21 protein-coding genes and 1 pseudogene are annotated in these 16,833 nt (G+C 34.9%); 6 read left to right on the top strand and 16 right to left on the bottom strand.

The annotated features are described in order from the left end of the window. Positions 1 to 77: 77 nt before the first annotated feature. Genes Gferi_RS04735 through Gferi_RS04750 form a run of 4 tightly spaced genes read left to right on the top strand, consistent with a single transcriptional unit; the run spans position 78 to position 2,534 of the window. Positions 78 to 623 carry an RNA polymerase sigma factor gene (locus Gferi_RS04735; RefSeq protein WP_236932694.1) on the top strand — a complete coding sequence of 182 codons (546 nt, stop codon included), beginning with the start codon at positions 78 to 80 and terminating at the stop codon, positions 621 to 623. Further along, positions 616 to 1,374, top strand: coding sequence for a hypothetical protein (locus Gferi_RS04740; RefSeq protein ID WP_069974487.1), 759 nt, complete (start codon positions 616 to 618; stop codon positions 1,372 to 1,374). The genes Gferi_RS04735 and Gferi_RS04740 overlap by 8 nt, the downstream gene beginning before the upstream one ends. Positions 1,375 to 1,405: 31 nt before the next feature. Next, the gene (locus tag Gferi_RS04745; RefSeq protein WP_330389587.1) at positions 1,406 to 1,705 is read left to right on the top strand and encodes a hypothetical protein; all 300 of its coding nucleotides are present in this window, start codon (positions 1,406 to 1,408) and stop codon (positions 1,703 to 1,705) included. Continuing rightward, positions 1,695 to 2,534: an ABC transporter permease gene (locus Gferi_RS04750; protein ID WP_236932695.1), complete on the top strand. Its 840-nt coding sequence runs from the start codon at positions 1,695 to 1,697 to the stop codon at positions 2,532 to 2,534. Before Gferi_RS04745 ends, Gferi_RS04750 begins: the two co-directional genes overlap by 11 nt. A gap of 420 nt (positions 2,535 to 2,954) precedes the next feature. Here the strand turns inward: Gferi_RS04750 and Gferi_RS04755 are convergent, their stop codons facing one another. The 4 genes from Gferi_RS04755 to Gferi_RS04770 form a co-directional block, all read right to left on the bottom strand. Continuing rightward, positions 2,955 to 3,482: a GNAT family N-acetyltransferase gene (locus Gferi_RS04755; RefSeq protein WP_069974489.1), complete on the bottom strand. Its 528-nt coding sequence runs from the start codon at positions 3,480 to 3,482 to the stop codon at positions 2,955 to 2,957. Positions 3,483 to 3,729: 247 nt separating this feature from the next. After that, complete coding sequence (locus tag Gferi_RS04760; RefSeq protein ID WP_083273376.1) at positions 3,730 to 4,044, bottom strand: Imm50 family immunity protein; 315 nt, start codon at positions 4,042 to 4,044, stop codon at positions 3,730 to 3,732. 676 nt (positions 4,045 to 4,720) lie between these two features. Continuing rightward, positions 4,721 to 5,182 carry a flavodoxin family protein gene (locus tag Gferi_RS04765; protein WP_069974491.1) on the bottom strand — a complete coding sequence of 154 codons (462 nt, stop codon included), beginning with the start codon at positions 5,180 to 5,182 and terminating at the stop codon, positions 4,721 to 4,723. 243 nt (positions 5,183 to 5,425) lie between these two features. After that, a complete protein-coding gene (locus tag Gferi_RS04770; protein WP_069974492.1) occupies positions 5,426 to 6,178 on the bottom strand; it encodes a flavodoxin family protein in 753 nt (250 codons plus the stop codon). 347 nt (positions 6,179 to 6,525) lie between these two features. Here Gferi_RS04770 and Gferi_RS04775 point away from each other — a divergent pair, with 347 nt between their 5' ends. Further along, the gene (locus Gferi_RS04775; RefSeq protein WP_083273377.1) at positions 6,526 to 6,894 is read left to right on the top strand and encodes an ABC transporter permease; all 369 of its coding nucleotides are present in this window, start codon (positions 6,526 to 6,528) and stop codon (positions 6,892 to 6,894) included. A 151-nt stretch (positions 6,895 to 7,045) separates the two neighbouring features. Here the strand turns inward: Gferi_RS04775 and Gferi_RS27965 are convergent, their stop codons facing one another. From Gferi_RS27965 to Gferi_RS04815, 9 genes and pseudogenes are all read right to left on the bottom strand, one after another. Next, on the bottom strand, positions 7,046 to 7,228 hold the full coding sequence (locus Gferi_RS27965; protein WP_156782324.1) for a hypothetical protein: 183 nt from the start codon (positions 7,226 to 7,228) through the stop codon (positions 7,046 to 7,048). Between the two features lie 51 nt (positions 7,229 to 7,279). Beyond that, complete coding sequence (locus Gferi_RS04780) at positions 7,280 to 7,837, bottom strand: class I SAM-dependent methyltransferase (protein ID WP_069974494.1); 558 nt, start codon at positions 7,835 to 7,837, stop codon at positions 7,280 to 7,282. 186 nt (positions 7,838 to 8,023) lie between these two features. Beyond that, positions 8,024 to 8,533, bottom strand: coding sequence for a 2'-5' RNA ligase family protein (locus Gferi_RS04785; RefSeq protein WP_069974495.1), 510 nt, complete (start codon positions 8,531 to 8,533; stop codon positions 8,024 to 8,026). A gap of 94 nt (positions 8,534 to 8,627) precedes the next feature. Beyond that, positions 8,628 to 9,074, bottom strand: a pseudogene (locus Gferi_RS27475) (IS1595 family transposase); the annotation flags it as partial. Positions 9,075 to 9,286: 212 nt separating this feature from the next. After that, positions 9,287 to 10,006, bottom strand: a complete 720-nt coding sequence (locus Gferi_RS04795; protein ID WP_069974496.1) for a metallophosphoesterase family protein — start codon at positions 10,004 to 10,006, stop codon at positions 9,287 to 9,289. 60 nt (positions 10,007 to 10,066) lie between these two features. Further along, positions 10,067 to 10,585 (bottom strand): methyltransferase family protein, encoded by a 519-nt coding sequence (locus tag Gferi_RS04800; RefSeq protein ID WP_069974497.1) that lies wholly within the window; start codon positions 10,583 to 10,585, stop codon positions 10,067 to 10,069. A 350-nt stretch (positions 10,586 to 10,935) separates the two neighbouring features. Then, complete coding sequence (locus Gferi_RS04805; protein WP_069974498.1) at positions 10,936 to 11,475, bottom strand: nitroreductase family protein; 540 nt, start codon at positions 11,473 to 11,475, stop codon at positions 10,936 to 10,938. Between the two features lie 372 nt (positions 11,476 to 11,847). Then, positions 11,848 to 12,306 carry a VOC family protein gene (locus Gferi_RS04810; protein ID WP_069974499.1) on the bottom strand — a complete coding sequence of 153 codons (459 nt, stop codon included), beginning with the start codon at positions 12,304 to 12,306 and terminating at the stop codon, positions 11,848 to 11,850. Between the two features lie 559 nt (positions 12,307 to 12,865). Next, positions 12,866 to 13,567: a lysophospholipid acyltransferase family protein gene (locus tag Gferi_RS04815; protein ID WP_069974500.1), complete on the bottom strand. Its 702-nt coding sequence runs from the start codon at positions 13,565 to 13,567 to the stop codon at positions 12,866 to 12,868. Between the two features lie 451 nt (positions 13,568 to 14,018). On the opposite strand from Gferi_RS04815, the gene Gferi_RS04820 reads away from it, so the two are divergent. Further along, a complete protein-coding gene (locus Gferi_RS04820) occupies positions 14,019 to 14,387 on the top strand; it encodes an ABC transporter permease (protein WP_083273378.1) in 369 nt (122 codons plus the stop codon). A 147-nt stretch (positions 14,388 to 14,534) separates the two neighbouring features. On the opposite strand, the gene Gferi_RS27970 is transcribed toward Gferi_RS04820, so the two are convergent. The 3 genes from Gferi_RS27970 to Gferi_RS04830 all read right to left on the bottom strand — a co-directional run bounded on the left by Gferi_RS27970 (position 14,535) and on the right by Gferi_RS04830 (position 16,801). Continuing rightward, positions 14,535 to 14,708, bottom strand: coding sequence for a hypothetical protein (locus tag Gferi_RS27970; protein WP_156782325.1), 174 nt, complete (start codon positions 14,706 to 14,708; stop codon positions 14,535 to 14,537). A 633-nt stretch (positions 14,709 to 15,341) separates the two neighbouring features. Then, entirely contained in the window at positions 15,342 to 15,728 is a 387-nt protein-coding gene (locus Gferi_RS04825) for a hypothetical protein (protein WP_069974501.1), read from the bottom strand. Positions 15,729 to 16,144: 416 nt separating this feature from the next. Beyond that, positions 16,145 to 16,801: a GNAT family N-acetyltransferase gene (locus Gferi_RS04830; RefSeq protein WP_069974502.1), complete on the bottom strand. Its 657-nt coding sequence runs from the start codon at positions 16,799 to 16,801 to the stop codon at positions 16,145 to 16,147. Positions 16,802 to 16,833: the final 32 nt, after the last annotated feature.

Genomic DNA, 16,833 nt, shown 5'->3' on the forward strand with positions numbered 1-16,833 from the left:
GCGCCCACAAAAAACTTTTTGACTTTTTGGCGGGTATGTATAAGTGAACAGGGTAACTAAGGCAAAGCAGAGAGGAAGTGAAAGGAATAATGGACAAAGGGGTTATACAGAATATCATAAACGGCGACAAGGAAGCCTTTAAGCAGTTGTATGATGAACATTTTGACAGGGCACTTCGTTCCGCAGCCGCAATTACCAGGAATAAAGAAACGGCAAAAGATGCAGTACAAGAAGCATTTATCCGCGTTTATCTTAATCTTTCAAGCTATGATATCAATAAGCCTTTTGAACCCTGGTTTTATAGAATTTTAATCAATGAATGCAATCGCATACTGAAAAAAGGATCTGCATTGCTATTGGTAGATCCTCCTTTACTGGAAGATGTCATGATTGATCCAGTAGCAAAAGAAACCTTTAGTGATTTGCATGAAATGATTTTATCTTTAGAAGATCTCTATCGCATTCCCGTGGTTTTAAAATATTTGCAAGGCTTTGCAGAAAAAGAAATTGCCCATATTTTAGATTTAAATCTAAATACAGTTAAGTCCCGCCTCTATAAAGGGAGAGAAAAACTTAAAGCTGCTCTGGAAACTATCGAGAATGGGAGGGAAAAATATGAATAATCTGGACGATCAAATCAAAAAGGCTTTAGAAAATGGTACAAAGATTACACAAGCAGACAGACAGGATGTATGGAATCATATTGAAAAAGAACTGTTCACTGAAAAAACAAAGGGGGAACTAAAAGTTATGAAACCAAAGAAAAAAAATCGCCATACAGCATTTATCGCGGCAGCTGCTGCAGCAGTCCTGCTATTTATTGGCGCACAAACTGAGATGGGACATGCAGTCATTGATCAAATCAAAGAATTGTTTGCACCTCAGAAACAGATCACTCAGGAAATCGAAGGCAATAAGGAGAAAACCAATGTTAATCTGCAGCAGCCAAGTAAATCCCAATATGTAATTTATATCGATGAAGAAAGATATGCATTCATAGAAGGAAAGGATAAAGATAGAATTGTTATGAAAACTCCAGTTGAAGGAAATTTCCCTGAAGTTTCCATGGAAATTGAACAAGTAGCCGATAGAGCTCCGGAGGATATCATAAAAGACCTGGACGCACAGATTAGAGATAAGTTTGAGAAGGTCTATGCGCCGCAGCAGGTAAATGAACCGATTAATGGTTGGGTTGTTAGGGGTATAGATGGCCAGAACTGGGATAGTGCCATTATAAAAGTATATGTAGTATCTAATGGAAGTCAGGGAAGCTTCATCATTACGCAGCACTATTTCCTGGAAGCAGCGGAAGGCCATGGCGTAAGGTTTGATGAGATGGTGAAAGAATTTCACATCGTCAATGTGTCTCAATAAAATATATATTTCCTTGTATGGGCAGGCCATTGTGTCTGCCCGTTATATTTTTGTTTCAGACATTATAAACTCTGCCGTAGCTGATGAAATCGGAAAAATTTTAAAAAAGGAAGGCAAGACAGCGATTATGGTAACTCATGACATTTCAGAAGCCATTAGCATGTCCGATCGTGTAATCGTACTGAGCAAAAGACCCGCAACCATTAAAAGCATCCATGAAATTAAATTAACCCTAGATGTTGAAAGAACACCGTTGACTTCTAGGGAAGCTCCTGAATTCAGACATTATTTTAATACCATATGGAAGGAGCTCGATATACATGTTAAATAACGGCAAGTGTATTAATGAGATGGAAAAAAAATATCCGGGAGTCTCTGCAGAGCATCATGAATTTCTATGCAAAGTGAAAAAAAGGAAAAGGGCGGTCATCATCACTCAGGTTTCCTTGCTGGTAGTTTTTTTTGCATTTTGGGAGATTGCAGCCAGAACAAAACTCGTTGATACATTTCTTACAAGCTACCCGTCACAGATGTGGAATCTTTTTCTCAGACTGATAGCGGACGGTTCTCTTTATCGCCATGTGGCGATTAGTACCTTCGAAACAGTGGTTGGGTTTGTCGCCGGTACAATCTTTGGAACATTAATAGCGATCCTCCTATGGTGGTCAGATTTTGTTTCAGAAGTGCTGGACCCTTATATGGTAGTCCTAAATGCATTGCCGAAAACAGCACTAGCCCCCATCATCATCCTCTGGGCAGGTGCAGGCATCACAGGAATTATCGTTACAGCAATGGCTGTATCCATTGTCGTAACGATTCTTGGTGTTTATGGGGGATTCAAGGAGGTTGATGGCGATAAAATCAAAATGCTGCAAACCTTTGGTGCCACAAGGCTGCAGATATTACAGAAAGTCATCATTCCTGCCAGTATTCCGACAATCGTAAGTGCAGTAAAGATCAATGTAGGGTTATCCTGGGTAGGGGTTATCGTAGGGGAACTCATGGTATCCCGGGCTGGTATAGGATACCTCATTGTCTATGGTAGTCAGGTGTTTAGACTGGATCTGGTTATGACCAGTGTCATCATCTTAGCCATCTTAGCTACGGTCATGTATCAAGGGGTTGCTTATTTAGAGAAAAAATTAATGAAATGGAGATAGGAATAGGCTGCTTTTTCAAGCAGCCTTATAATCTATATTGGAATACTGGGTTGAAAATACTATTTAAGGGTATGCACGAAGCGACCGCTCATCTTTATAGCATCGGTCTTCTTATCACGAATGGGTTCCACCTTATCCCTCTAAATTATTCCTCATCAATAAATTTCGACTTCTTCATTAATCGAATGATCTCTCCAAGTTTGGCACAGATAATAAATAAGCTCCTACTACCATGCCTCCATAGATTCGATTCCACCATCTCCAGCAAGGCTACCTAGGAAAGTAAACAAAGCGACTGATATAAAAAATCCTATGATATGCATGAAACTCCTCCTTTTTCATAACGCAACATAATTTACATTGTGTTGCATTCGTACTCATAATGTTAGAATAAATTATGAGAAGCTTACGTTCATTATCTTATAGTAATTTTTCATATAGTTTGAACCAATTTAACCCGTAATTTCCAAGGCCCAAGTCAACTGTATCAATATATTTAAAACCACATTTTTCGTACAAATGAATGGCAGGGATATTTCCTTCGTAAACATCCAATCTAATTGACTTAGCGTGTGACTTAACACTGTGTTCAATAGAAAAGTCCATTAATGCTTTTCCTACACCACATTTTAAAAATTGTGGGTGAACTACGAATGTATATATAACAAAAACATCTGAATAATCAGATTCAAACTCCCACTTAACTGTATGATATGCAGGTACAGGTTCATGACTTAAAATAACAGAGCCAACAATTTTCCCATTATGTTTTGCGACATAGAGATTACCATTTTTAATTCCCTCTACTGCATTTTGTCGAATAGGGTATATCCCCTTTATCCATCCAGGATAGTTTATTCCCTTTGCTAAATGATCATTCAAATCGTTATAAAGCTGCTCTAATTCATCAATATCACTTACTTTTCCTAATTCAAAAATGATATTCATATGTGTATCCCCCCAATTAACGTAAAGTATAAATAATCTCTGTAATAATACATAACAGTGCAATACTGATTTTAATATATTAAAAGTTCTTGGTATTGCTTTGAGATATTTGCTTGTGTAACAGAATTACTAATGTGTTGCATTGAGCATTTTGCATTTGCAACTTCCTTGAGCCGGTGGAATTGTTGGAACTATATTGTATATTGTTATCGGACGTTATTCTCTATGCCCATACACAAAAATCTCTTTAGAAGAATTTAATCTCTGCAGACATACTCTTTGAAACAATACAACCAGTCAGTCCTAGACTGGCGCAAATCATGGACTTTATATTTTCTCTCTCATATTCAAATTCAATATCCAAAACAATATTGCATGAGTACCAACCTTCCAAATTCATATCCTCTACTCCTAAAAATTTTAGCTTAACCATGCACTCTTTCTCAACATCTTCCGGTTTCGATTGCATAAGAATATTCATTGCAATACCATCAATGCCTAGCGTAACTTCTTTGATAATATCATCATGAAACGAAGGCCAATATCCATAAACAGATAAAATATCTTTTGTGCAACTTCACCTGTATATATGCTCCCTTGATATAATGGAAATAAGATTAAATATTCTCCGTCTACATCACGCCCAACCTCAACTACAACAGCCCTGCAATCCTTCTCCTGTGGGTAAACTAAACTGATTTGATCAGCTTTTTGGAGAATAGAATCTGTCTCTGCATTATAGTAAGCCTTAATCAGTCTGCCTCCAACACCACTTATAGATAAAAATTAAATTTCATAAATTTGTTCTCCAATCATTTATCAAAAACTTTTGAAATCTGCATTCACCAGTATCCGATAACTTTCAGCTTATCGACATTATGTTTTCGTAAGCATCGCCTAACAAGAATATTATACGACTAAATGGTATTATTTTACACTAAAAATTTAATTCAATAAATTATTCCCTTATAAACAATTTAGAATATCGGCTACTTAATCGTTTACGGTAGTCAGGTATTTAGACTGGACTTGATTATGACCAGCGATATAATCCTAGCAGTCCTATCCACTATCATGTACCAAGGGGTGCATATTTTGAGAAAAGAATCATGTAGTAAAGATAAAAAACATTGGGTACTAGCACTATAATCCCCAACGTTTTATCCGTCCTTTATCTTTTATCATTGCGTTTCTTCTATATCCTAGTACCTCTACGCTCCATTGATCTGTTTAATAGTTTACATATTATTATTCATGAGCTTTTTAGCAAAGTCCCGAGCTTTTTCTAAATCTTTATCGTTCGGTCTACCCTTATTGAAACCTCCTAAGTGTTTGGTAAAACTATAGTTCATAAAGCCTTTGCAATAATACTCTCCCACTATTTGAAATTCTTTTGCTATTAAACTTTTCTTTAAGTTTTTATGCATTGCCTCAACAGGGATCGTCGAAGTCGAAAAGATAAAAGTATGCTTATGATTTTGAGCCTTTAACTCATCAATAAGATTTAATATGCTTTGATGGTGTTTACCATTATATATTCCTGAGCCAAATCCAATCAAATCATAATCAGAAATAGTTTTGTTATTAAACTCACTCGGTTTGATGATTTCTGCATTCAATTCTTCTCCTATAGCCTTCGCAATACTTAAAGTATTATTATGATGGACTGATCTACATATAATCAATACTTTTTTATACATACTATCACCCCCCTTTTATCCATTTTAGTTCATTGATTTTAGGTGCTTGATTATGAAAAAATATGAAAATCCCATTCCTTATGGTATATATTCTGTAGATACGCCTCCGTAGGCTTGAGGAAACTTATCGAGTAATAGATATACGCTTGGCATTTCTCTCATATCCACATTTTACTTTAACAAATAATCTTTCTTATATGCCGATTAGGCGTTGTGCTGCAAAAGTGTCTTTCATATATCTCGTCATATGCTTTCAATATTAGAATTTATTAGAGTATCTTTCCATGGTCGTTTTTCCTGTAACCAACCTTTTTCTCTCCAGTACTCTTTATCTTGATGACCATCAGGATAGCTATTCATGAGATTTCTAAACATCCTAAATAAGATTCTCATTTTTAAAGGAATACGCTTGTTTTTACGTTCCATTGAATAATGAAAGTCAGATGCCTTATTCTCTAGACGTACTCTATATTTAGCTTGTTTTTCAGACGGCATTTCACTCCAATTTTTTTCCCAAAGAGTTAAGCCACATTTATATACCTTCGGAATTCCCCAGTAACTTAAGCTTCTTTCTATTGGTTTTATTACATGTTTGGTACCTGTACCAGCGGTTGTTGATATTATAAGGGCAGTCTTAGAAAACATTTCCGCCAATGGTCTATGGCTCATAAAAATACATCCAAAATGATCCAAAAAAACTTTAACTTGCCCAGTTTCAGCTAAAGAGTAAACAGGTGAGGCTATAATTAAACCATCTGAGCTTTTCATTGCTTCTAAAATAGGATGGGTATGTTTAGCATGGGGGCAATACTCACCTCCATAATTGCCTTTATCAAGACACAGGAAACATCCACTACAGAACGAAGGTAAATCTTTTGGCAAATAGAAGTCAATAAATTCATGTTCTCCAAAGGAATTCAATTTCTCTTTGACAATCTCAATCGTTTTTTCCGTATTCCCATTTCGCTGACTTCCATGCACTACAGAAACTCTCACATTTTCCACTTCCTCACCAACATCATAGATTCATATTTTATATTATCAATCATTGATATACTATTGAATCAAATATTTCTATATAGTTTTGGTATTTCCTGCAAGGTAAAAATATAATTCTTCTAGCGTATATTCCAAAAAAAACCTTATAATCTTCTTTGTATTTTTCTCATCTAGTATTCTCTGTAGAAAATCAAATCAAAAACTTTCTTAGGAAGGTAGACCACTCGTCTAATCTTTATTTTCATGATTATAAGACATCAATATATATTATTGCATTTTTTATTAATAGTTGCCCAGTTATTTGTAAAATCTCTGACTCTATTATGGTATCGTAACAAAAGACAATGACTGTATCCATTGTCGTAACGATACTTGGCGTTTATGGAGGATTCAAAGAGGTTGATGGCGATAAGATAAAAATGCTGCAAACCTTTGGTGCCACTAGGCTACAAATCCTACAGAAAGTTATCATTCCTGCCAGTATTCCTACAATTGTCAGTGCCGTAAAGATCAATGTAGGTCTATCCTGGGTAGGGGTTATCGTTGGAGAGCTGATGGTATCCCGTGCTGGGATCGGATACCTCATCGTCTATGGTAGCCAAGTATTTAGACTGGATTTGGTTATAACCAGTGTGATTATCCTAGCTATTTTAGCTACGTTTATGTACCAAGGGGTTGCTTATTTAGAGAAGAAATTGATGAAATGGAGATAGATAGGTAAAGGCTGCTTTTTCAAGCAGCCTTCTACTTAATTACTTAAAGCAGATAATAATATAAAATGGAATTCATGTTTGAACCATTGAACTAAAGACATTAAATAGCAAGACAATCGAAACGTCCCCACGTCTTTACAGGTTTTACTAACTACAAATTTCTATCGTTTATGATTCTATTTCTATAAACTAAGTCATCACGCCTTAAGAATCCAACAGATTCCCAAAATCCATTTCCGATTTCATTTTTATCAAAAACAACCAATGCAACGGCATGCATTCCCGGAACCGACGAAGCGGTGTAGTAAGCATGCGGTGTTCTGTGATATGCCATTTTTTCTGCAAAGCAATAGCCACATGGATGTGGCTATCTTGAAATAATACCCTACAAACCGCTTTTTATTACTAATGGCTTCTTTGCATCAATAATTAATGAAATCATCCTTAACTTCTCAACTGAGTTCCTTGTATCAAATCTAAATGATCTTCCAATCTTGCCATCAGCTTCATTCCAATATATATAATGAAAGTCACCATAATCATCACAATATTCAAGTAATTTGACTTCAAATCCTACATTTTCAAACACACTCGCAAAAGTTTCCCAATCATAAACAATCTTATGGGTTGCTGCTGGATGGTCAGTTGGTCCAGGCCCCCCAACCTGTACCATGTTTTGATACCATTCATTTCTGAAATTCTTGTCCGGTACCGCACATCTTAAATATCCACCGGGTTTCAAGTACGCATAACAATTCTTTGCTGCTTCAATCCCTTGTTCAAGCGTAAGATGTTCCCACACATGTTCAGCCAAAAAAGCATCTACACTCTCCGGTAAAAACATTCTTTTCCAGTCATCTATTGAAAGAAGATTTAATTCACTTTCTTGTGTTGCCATCCATCCATCAAATCTTGTTTGCCCTGCGCCCAATATAACTTTCAATGAAAATCCCCCATATCTATTATTTAGCTCACTTAATTTTTCTATAGAGCTATTTTCCCTTTATACCCGTCACACGACAAGGCAGTCTATGCGTGATATTTCATTTAACCATTTATTTTATTTCATGGCTATGTTTTAAAATAATGTTGATAATATATCATTTATGGCTTCCCTTATATGAAAAATTTATTCTAAATCAAATGAGAATTCAATTGTAGAATGTTCAATAATATCAATATTTTCTATATATATTTTATCAATTACGGTTTCAAAACTTTCGTCATAACAACTTAATTCATCAAGTGCTTTATCAAACTCAATCTGTTGATGTAATCTACCGACAGTTAAGTGAGGGCAATACGTTACTTTCCTAAATAAAAAACTCTCTAATATTCCACTGTATAATTTATCATGCAGTTCAATTATATTGTCATTTCCCTTCTTTACATTAAGAAACAAATACCCATCTCTAAAGTCCCCTGTAAAATCCTTTAATTGAACATTAAACTTTTTTATTCCTTTTAACACCTTATTAAAATGCAATTTCAAATCATCTGTTAATATATCACTGTCAAATGGAAAAACAATAGTGATATGTGGGGCAATGCAGTTTGCAAGTGGGTCATACTTTTCTCTTATACTTTTAATAATATTAATATTATCGAAACTTGGAAATAAAATTATTGCCCTTTTCAAAAAATCACTCCTAACAAAATCTCGATACCTTTATATGACCTTTGAAAGTATAAAGGTATACTAATTGTAACGTTATTTTCTAAAATGTATATAATTATACAAATGCTGGTTTTCTCTTTTTAAAATCTGATATTTTTGTATAAGCACGGGCTACATTGCACTGTACTATAAAGTTCTTGCTTTTAACTATTTTTTTATCATTTTCAAATAATCGTAGCCATTTGAACCAGTACATATAATTACTAATATATTTAGTTGCAACACCATTAAACCTATCCATCCACTTTTTAAATTTGCTGTGTATAGCATTAATATGTTGAATAGGGTATATCCCTTCTTTATGTTTTCCTCTTTTTATACGCTTGTGTTCCAATGAAAAGTCTTTGGCAAATTGAACATAACTCTTATGACTATCCGTGCAAAATATAGAGTTATCCCCTATGCGACCTTCATAGACCCTCTCTAATTCTTGATGTGTCATTCTACCTTTACATAATAATGCCATAATTAGATTACCCTGCCTATCAATAGCAGCGGCAATTCGGGACGGTCCTTGCTTGCTTTAAGAATTAACATTCATGCTACGGCAGCCAGATGCAGCAAATATAAGTATATCTAGTGTTAGTGTTCCTTACACGCCAACATAGTATCTCCTATCACATCATGTGTACAACCACAGTCCTAATATAGGAATATATAAGTAGAACATTGATTCCTATACATTTAGATGTCATTCCTTACTTAGTGGAAATCCTAGAATTTTGCTTCGTTCAGCCTTTTAATATATAAATCAACATATGGAAATTTATTTAATATAGCACAATTTATTGTTTTTTCCAGATCATAGTCTATCTTAAAGCTTGTGCAGATTATATTCTTCTGCTTGATTTCTAATATTTCATAAGAAGCTTTTGCCTCTCCGTCTAATGATAAACTTACAGCTCCTACATTGATTATTTTCTTCCCCTTAAACGATGCATAATATGGCATATGTGTATGTCCACAAAGCAATATATCAGCATCAATCTCCGTTACAAGCTGTTCAATATTCACCAATGGTGTCATAATACCTATTGGTTCTGAAATTGATTTATGAGAGCCATGTACACAGAGTATTCGTACACCTTCTATTTCAATCAGTTGCTTTTCTGGCTTAGAAAGTAACATTCTTATTTCTTCATTGTTTAGTCTTTCGTTAGCATACTGATAAAGCGAATAGATATATTCTTCTCTTTCATTATTTGGTTTGAAGTTGCTATCTATCTCTTCAAACCAATTATCAGTGTTTCCTTTTATCCAAACAATGGGATTCAAATCATTTATCATTGTTAATACTTCCTTGGGGCAGGGTCCGTTCATTACTAAATCTCCAAGAAAAATAACTTTCTCAACCCCTTGTTGTTTCATATGGTCAATAACTGCCTTAAAAGCTTCTACGTTTGCATGAATGTCAGAAATCACTGCTATTTTCATAGTCCACTCTCCTTCTTATAGATAAGTTGGGACTTGAATAATTGAGTTATATCATATCTATCAAATATAACGTCTTACTTTATTCATATATTTTATATATTCTTCTCCAAATTTCCTAATACACCATCTTTCTTCTGAAAGAATAATCCAGTGTGCTGATATTTGAAAACTTATTAATAACACAAGCAATACCCATGAACGAGTTAAAAACACACACCCTAAGAAATATATAAAATATGCAACGTACATAGGGTTGCGTGATACTTGATATAACCCATTTAAATTTATTCCGTTCATTTTAGGCTTAGCATAATTTACTATAGATACAGCATACAAAATAAGCCCTAAACTATATATTATCAGACCTACGTAAAACCACACAGAGTCAGTTTTGATCTTGAGTAGTAATAAATATAGTAAGATAAAGGCGGTTGTAATTTGATAAACCCAGAATGCTACCTTTTCTCTTCCAACTAACGGAGCAAAGAAACTTGCACGTTTAAGTGCTTCTTTGTTTATCACATTTAAAAGACCATACCTAATAAGAATAATTGGTATCACTATCAAAAACGCATTCATTTTATCCTCTCTTTAGCTTCTTAATTTGTAACTTTTGTTTTTCATCCACACCAGGACGGCGCAGCCTTTGCACGATATGTCGTAGACCGTCCTGCAATTCCCGACGCCTTCGAACTGGACCCCAAAGGAATACTCCCTTGGCGGTGCTTGCACCCAGTGAGAAGGTGTGGTGCTGACCTTGCTCTGTGACGGTGCCTACAGAGACTCTCTTCTTGACCGTGCATCTTGCATCCTTGTGGGAATGGCTTGTTATGTACTGTCCGCTATCTCTATCCTATTGAAAAAATTAAGCCTTTTATTTTCTAATTTATTAACTGTATATATTTTTTCATAATGCAAACTAAATATTGCTACCAACTTTCTTTATGTACGATTTCCTCCAGTTTTTTGCGTGGACGTGCACTCGGCATTTCGTCACTATACCCAACAGTGAGAATGCTAACAACATATTTGTCAGAAGGGATATTTAAAATTGGTCTAATTTCTTCTTGAGTAAACCATGCCACCCAGCAAGTCCCTAAGCCTAAATTCTCAGCTTCAAGCACAATATGCTCTATTGCAATTGTTGTATCTCTTATTATCTGTTTCAGTTCCTGATGGGGACTACTCTCATCAATTGATACATCAATATCTTCTTTTATTCTAGAGCGCATATCTGCAACACATACAATGAAAACTGGGGCAGAAAGCATCCAGTTTTGATTATGTGATACTTCACTTAGTTTTTGCCTATTTAACTCTGATTTTACTATAATGAAATGCCAAGGCTGTGTATTGCTACCAGAAGGTGCCAATCTCGCACTCTCTAGTAGCTGAACTATTTTTTCCTCTTCTACTGGTTTATTAACATATTTTCTTATGCTTCTTCGTGTTTGTATTTGTTTAAGCATACTTAAATATCCCCCTAAATCTGATTATTTTAACTCTATTTACTTAAAGTATAGTACTTTCATAATATATATCCTTAACTTCAAATTTGCACTTTCAATCTAATATTACTATTTTTTTCAAATCTGCTTTTACCTACTGCCTCCACTTTCTTTAATAAGGATGGCACATAACGTCCTCGCACTCAAGACGTTTCTCAGCCTTAGATAGCTCCTATCTTAGGCTGAGGAATGTGCTTTGGCTTCTTCGAAGGCTTGACCCAAACAAAGCCAAAGCGAACTTGAGTGCATTGTTATATGATGGAAAAGACGGAAGCCGCCAATAGACAACAATTTTGAGATTACTCACCATTACTAACAACATCTTTTTTGATTTTACTTTTTCCAATTTTGGATCTCAATGAAATTACCTTCTGGATCAGTTACATAAACTGCTGTTAATATTCCAATCTCTCCATAATCTTTCTTTATAACTTCTCCTAATTGACTTCCACCATATGCTAATATTATTTTTAAAATTTCTTCTACTGAATCTACATGAAAAGCTATATGTCCAAACCCTTTTCGATTAATATAGTTTATATCTGTATCAATAGATTCCGGAGAATACTCAAAAATCTCTAATGTTGGACCGTTATCAAATCCAAGTAAGCTTAAGTGAATTCCACGTACTTTCACATCAGGAATTCCAGTTAATTTGTCTATCCAATTCCCAGATAAATCTCTTTCAGGAGGTACCGGTTTGCAATTAAGTACCTGTATGTAAAAGTCAGCTAATTTCTTCCAATCCTTTGCAATTAAATTAGTATGGACATATTTAATATTATTTGCCATAACAACCCCACTCACTTTCTATTTCCAGTATATCTGCTTATTACTTGAGGCTTACCGCCAGCGGAAATTTTCTAGTCTTTTCTGTCATATAACTATTGGATTCGCGAACCCATCCCATAGTTCGCTTTATAGTTATAATCTGGTGGTATTTGCGAATATGGTTCGGAAATACCACCTATAAATAATACTTATACCTACAATACTTGAAGAGCACTACAATTTCTACTTATTCAACAGGGTGTCTAAAAGACTTTTTATTCTGCGCAAGCTAACATTTGATACATGGGATACACCTCTGTCGTTTTAGAGCTCTCACGACCTAACAGTTCCTGTTCAAATTATTCTACATTTTGCTGCTATTCCCTTCAATTTGATACATTTTTTTACAATCTATCCCAATGCTTCCACTTTTATTGTTTTTACAAGACAAGAGGGCAGGGTTTGTCAGTTCATGAAAGTATTTATCCTATAGGCAAGTGGGGACAGTCCCCACTTGCCTATGTGGCTTCGATTACTAACGATGTTAGAAACCTAATCAGTCAGACTGTTTTCAGTCTACTTATTTATATACTCCTCTATAATTCTCAGGTAATAATTCTCCTATTTTCTTCATTATATATTTTGTGGCAAAATCTTCATACTCTTTTTTATCTTGCTCTTTTTCTCTTTTGGGAAATTCAAATTGTTTTCCAATTTTGATATAAACATCTGCGTAATTAAAGGTTTCCGCACTCATATCTCCTTCTTTATTTATAGGTAATAGTTTTTCTGTCCCATATAATCCAATAGGTACAATAGGAGCTCCTGTCATTCTTGCTATAAGAAAGATTCCTTTCTTTGCCTCTATCAAACTACCAACTCTACTTCTAGTTCCTTCTGGGAAAATCAATAAACTTTCACCTTGGTTAACAAGCGTAATAATTTTCTTAAGACCCTCTTTATCAGAAGTTTCAGGTTTTATATTTGTAGTCTTTATCACATTAAGCCCTATACTTGTAACAGCATTATTTGACAGCTTTACACCTGCTACAAAAGTTGGATCAATCTCCTTTAAAGCCTTGTCTAAAACTAATCCATCAGAATTGCTTAAATGATTACATATAAAAATAGTTGGTGTTTTTATTCCCTTTAAGTTTTCACTTCCCTCTATGTTTATATTTGCATATTTTTCCAGGTATTTATCAACAGCTTTTTTAGATATGTATGTGCCAAATTTATCCGGTAAAATATTTATAATTTTTGCCGTTATAGTAGATATCATTTGCTTACTCCTCCTGAATGTTTCTATACTTGAAATTATGTATTGAAACACCTAAAATGTCTAACAGTAATTCCTACTAATTTAGGTGACCCCAATTTGCGAAATTGATACAAGACTTAATTAGCTCCCAACTAAATACTATAGACCCAAGAAAACAGCTCTGAAATGAATAGGCAATTGTATATAACTTTCAGACTTCCTGACATCACTGTGTCGCAAATACCACCTATACAAGCTTATTATATACCTAAATGGTATTATCTTACATATAAATTTTTATCTAACACCTATTCCCTAAAGAACAATTTAGAAACTTGTTGTTTATATAAAGCATGTAAACGAATGGATCGTTTTTGTGCCTATAATATATTAAAACGGGGTTTTATACCTATTATTTAGTTCCCTTCTCCATAGCATTTCTAATGTCACTCTAGTATCGTAACAAAAGACAATGGCTGTATCCACTGTAGTAACGATACTAGGTGTTTATAGCGGTTTTAAAGAGGTTGATGGGGATAAAATAAAAATGCTGCAGACTTTCGGTGCCACCAGATTGCAGATACTACAGAAAGTCATCATTCCTGCAAGTATTCCGACCATTGTCAGTGCCGTAAAGATCAATGCAGGTCTTTCCTGGGTAGGGGTTATCGTTGGAGAGCTGATGGTGTCCCGGGCTGGTATCGGATACCTCATTGTCTATGGCAGCCAGGTATTTAGATTAGACCTTGTTATGACCAGTGTGATCATCCTAGCTATTTTGGCTACAGTCATGTACCAAGGGGTTGCTTATTTAGAAAAGAAATTAATAAAATGGAGATAGATAAAGGCTGCTTTTTAAGCAGCCTTATAATCTATATGTGAATACTGGATTGCAAATGCTATCTAATGAAACACTCGAAACCTCCCCTCGTCTTTATATCATCGATTTTCTTCTTCTCACGAATGGGTTCCACCGTATTCATTCAAATTACTCCTCATCAATAAATTTTGACTTCTTCATTAATCGAATGATTTCTCCAAGTTGGGCACAGATAATAAATAAAGCTCCTACTACCATGCCCCCATAGATTCCACCATCCCCAATAAGGCTACCTAGGAAAGCAAACAAAATGACGGATATAAAAAATCCTATGATATGCATGAAACTCCTCCTTTTTCATGATGCAACATATTACATTAATATCATATAATATGTTGCATTCAAAAACAACAAAATAAGAAGGTGATTGGTAAGATCACCTTCTATCTTAGTTATATCAATGTTTTTATAGTTTTTTACGAAGGCAACATAATTGCGATTGTGTTGCCTTCAACGTTTCCGCATTCTTCATTATTCAACTTCCAAAAGCATTTTTAGAAGTTGATCATTTTTTAAATAACTTTTTATAAAACTTCCTGTCTTGGTGGTTTCCTCAAAATACAATCCATGACGTCCCGAAATTTTAATTTTAATATTCCCTGATAATGAATTTACAACATCAAGTATTGGTCTTCCCCGAATGCAACATCCGGTATAATAAATTTTTCCACATCCACATTTGAAATAATGTTCGATTGTATATAAGTCTTCAATCTCTAAATGCTTTTCTAACTCATCTAACGGACAGCTGCCTGCTAAAAGACAACATCTCCTGTCTTAACAAGATTTCTCGTGAGCACGAAAGCTTCCATATACTCACATGGGTACATGGACGTTTGGGCTGAGAGTCGTTTGAAATTCGGTCACATTTTTTTAAAATATTTAAGTCGTTTTTTAAAAAAATTATTAAGTATTTTAGATTGGTGTAATTGGTCTACCAATTTGCTTTTCAATTCTCCATTGCGGAGCTTTTCCATCATCTCCCCAGTATTCATTCAGCACTTTAATTTTCTCATTATTAAACTCGAAAAATGATGTTGCGTGGAATGATATGTCCTCATTTTTTAGTTGTACTTTCACAACAGAAATTACTAAGCTATCAATGCATTCTAATCGTTCAATTCTAATGTTCCAGTCCCCTGGGTATTCTTCGTTAACTCTAATAAATTCTTGTACATTAAACCTTTCATTGGTATTATTCCAATTAATTATTGCCTCATCATCAAAATATTTACTTATATTACTCCAGTTCTGCTTATCCATATCATTCCATAAACCTATTATGCATTCTTGGTAATTCATTAGGTACCATCCCCCTATTCATTTGGCTCAGCAACTTAATATTAAGCAAATGCTTTCATTTCGAATTTCATGTATTTTACGGCATATATTTTTTTATACCCTATAAACCTAGCCTAGAGATGTCACATAGCATTCCCGTGTTTGCGACATCTTTGAACCGTACTCGCTTCACCCTTTCCCTTGGCGGAACTTCGTTCCCAGTAAAGGGATGTGGTTCGCTTTATAGTTATAATCTGGTGGTATTTGCGAATAGGGTTCGGTAATCCCACCTGTAAATAATACCTATACCTACTTGGCTTGGTTCAGAAATGTGCTTTGGCTTCTTCGAAGGCATGACCCCACACAGCTAAAGCGAACTTGAGCGCATCGTTATGTGATGCTGCACACGGAAGATGCCAATGACGTTTAGATTATGCTCATAATATTGGCGTCCTCATTTCCACCAACTGGCGAAATCTTATTTGTGTTGGAAGGTCACTGAGTAGTTCTTTAGGTAAAAATCCTTTATCAAATTCTTTAGCTGCCATCTCGTCTATCTCATAGATTTCATCTTCTAAGAAACGACCACTTATGTTAGACAAAGCTCTAGGGTATAATTCAAGCACCTGCAGTGGAACTGCATACATATTGTCAGATGTTCTAATTTTATAGTTTTCTGCAGCAACAAAACCAAATCTACTGTAATAATCTGGATCCCCGTAAATAAGTATTGCTGTGTAACCAAGCTCTTTTGCCAATGTCGTAGTATGTTCTATTAAAATCCTACCAATTCCTTTTCCTTGAAAATCAGGCAAAACAGAAATTGGGCCAAAAGAAATCACATTATGATAATCACCGTTATCATCAACAATTTTTGCTTTGGTGTAAACGATATTACCAACTATTTTCCCATTCACTTCTGCGACAATATCCAATTCGGGGATAAACGCATCAGCCTTTCTCATAATGTGTAATAGATAGTGTTCATTACATCCAGGCACATGATGATTCCAAAATGCTTCTCTTGTCAGTTCTTCAACCGTCTTATAATCCGATACAGTTTCGTTTCGTAACACTACATCTTTTCTATTCATTAGATATCAACCCCTCTATAAATATTCTCTGT

The organism is Geosporobacter ferrireducens (genome assembly GCF_001750685.1).
Lineage (GTDB): Bacteria > Bacillota > Clostridia > Peptostreptococcales > Thermotaleaceae > Geosporobacter > Geosporobacter ferrireducens.

Excerpts from the sequence above, each read along its gene's own strand:
- Gferi_RS04740 (WP_069974487.1), top strand. The coding sequence starts at position 616 with ATGAATAATCTGGACGATCAAATCAAAAAGGCTTTAGAAAATGGTACA.
- Gferi_RS04750 (WP_236932695.1), top strand. The coding sequence starts at position 1,695 with ATGTTAAATAACGGCAAGTGTATTAATGAGATGGAAAAAAAATATCCG.
- Gferi_RS04755 (WP_069974489.1), bottom strand. The coding sequence starts at position 3,482 with ATGAATATCATTTTTGAATTAGGAAAAGTAAGTGATATTGATGAATTA.
- Gferi_RS04765 (WP_069974491.1), bottom strand. The coding sequence starts at position 5,182 with ATGTATAAAAAAGTATTGATTATATGTAGATCAGTCCATCATAATAAT.
- Gferi_RS04775 (WP_083273377.1), top strand. The coding sequence starts at position 6,526 with ATGACTGTATCCATTGTCGTAACGATACTTGGCGTTTATGGAGGATTC.
- Gferi_RS27965 (WP_156782324.1), bottom strand. The coding sequence starts at position 7,228 with ATGGCATATCACAGAACACCGCATGCTTACTACACCGCTTCGTCGGTT.
- Gferi_RS04795 (WP_069974496.1), bottom strand. The coding sequence starts at position 10,006 with ATGAAAATAGCAGTGATTTCTGACATTCATGCAAACGTAGAAGCTTTT.
- Gferi_RS04800 (WP_069974497.1), bottom strand. The coding sequence starts at position 10,585 with ATGAATGCGTTTTTGATAGTGATACCAATTATTCTTATTAGGTATGGT.
- Gferi_RS04805 (WP_069974498.1), bottom strand. The coding sequence starts at position 11,475 with ATGCTTAAACAAATACAAACACGAAGAAGCATAAGAAAATATGTTAAT.
- Gferi_RS04810 (WP_069974499.1), bottom strand. The coding sequence starts at position 12,306 with ATGGCAAATAATATTAAATATGTCCATACTAATTTAATTGCAAAGGAT.
- Gferi_RS04815 (WP_069974500.1), bottom strand. The coding sequence starts at position 13,567 with ATGATATCTACTATAACGGCAAAAATTATAAATATTTTACCGGATAAA.
- Gferi_RS04820 (WP_083273378.1), top strand. The coding sequence starts at position 14,019 with ATGGCTGTATCCACTGTAGTAACGATACTAGGTGTTTATAGCGGTTTT.
- Gferi_RS27970 (WP_156782325.1), bottom strand. The coding sequence starts at position 14,708 with ATGCATATCATAGGATTTTTTATATCCGTCATTTTGTTTGCTTTCCTA.
- Gferi_RS04825 (WP_069974501.1), bottom strand. The coding sequence starts at position 15,728 with ATGAATTACCAAGAATGCATAATAGGTTTATGGAATGATATGGATAAG.
- Gferi_RS04830 (WP_069974502.1), bottom strand. The coding sequence starts at position 16,801 with ATGAATAGAAAAGATGTAGTGTTACGAAACGAAACTGTATCGGATTAT.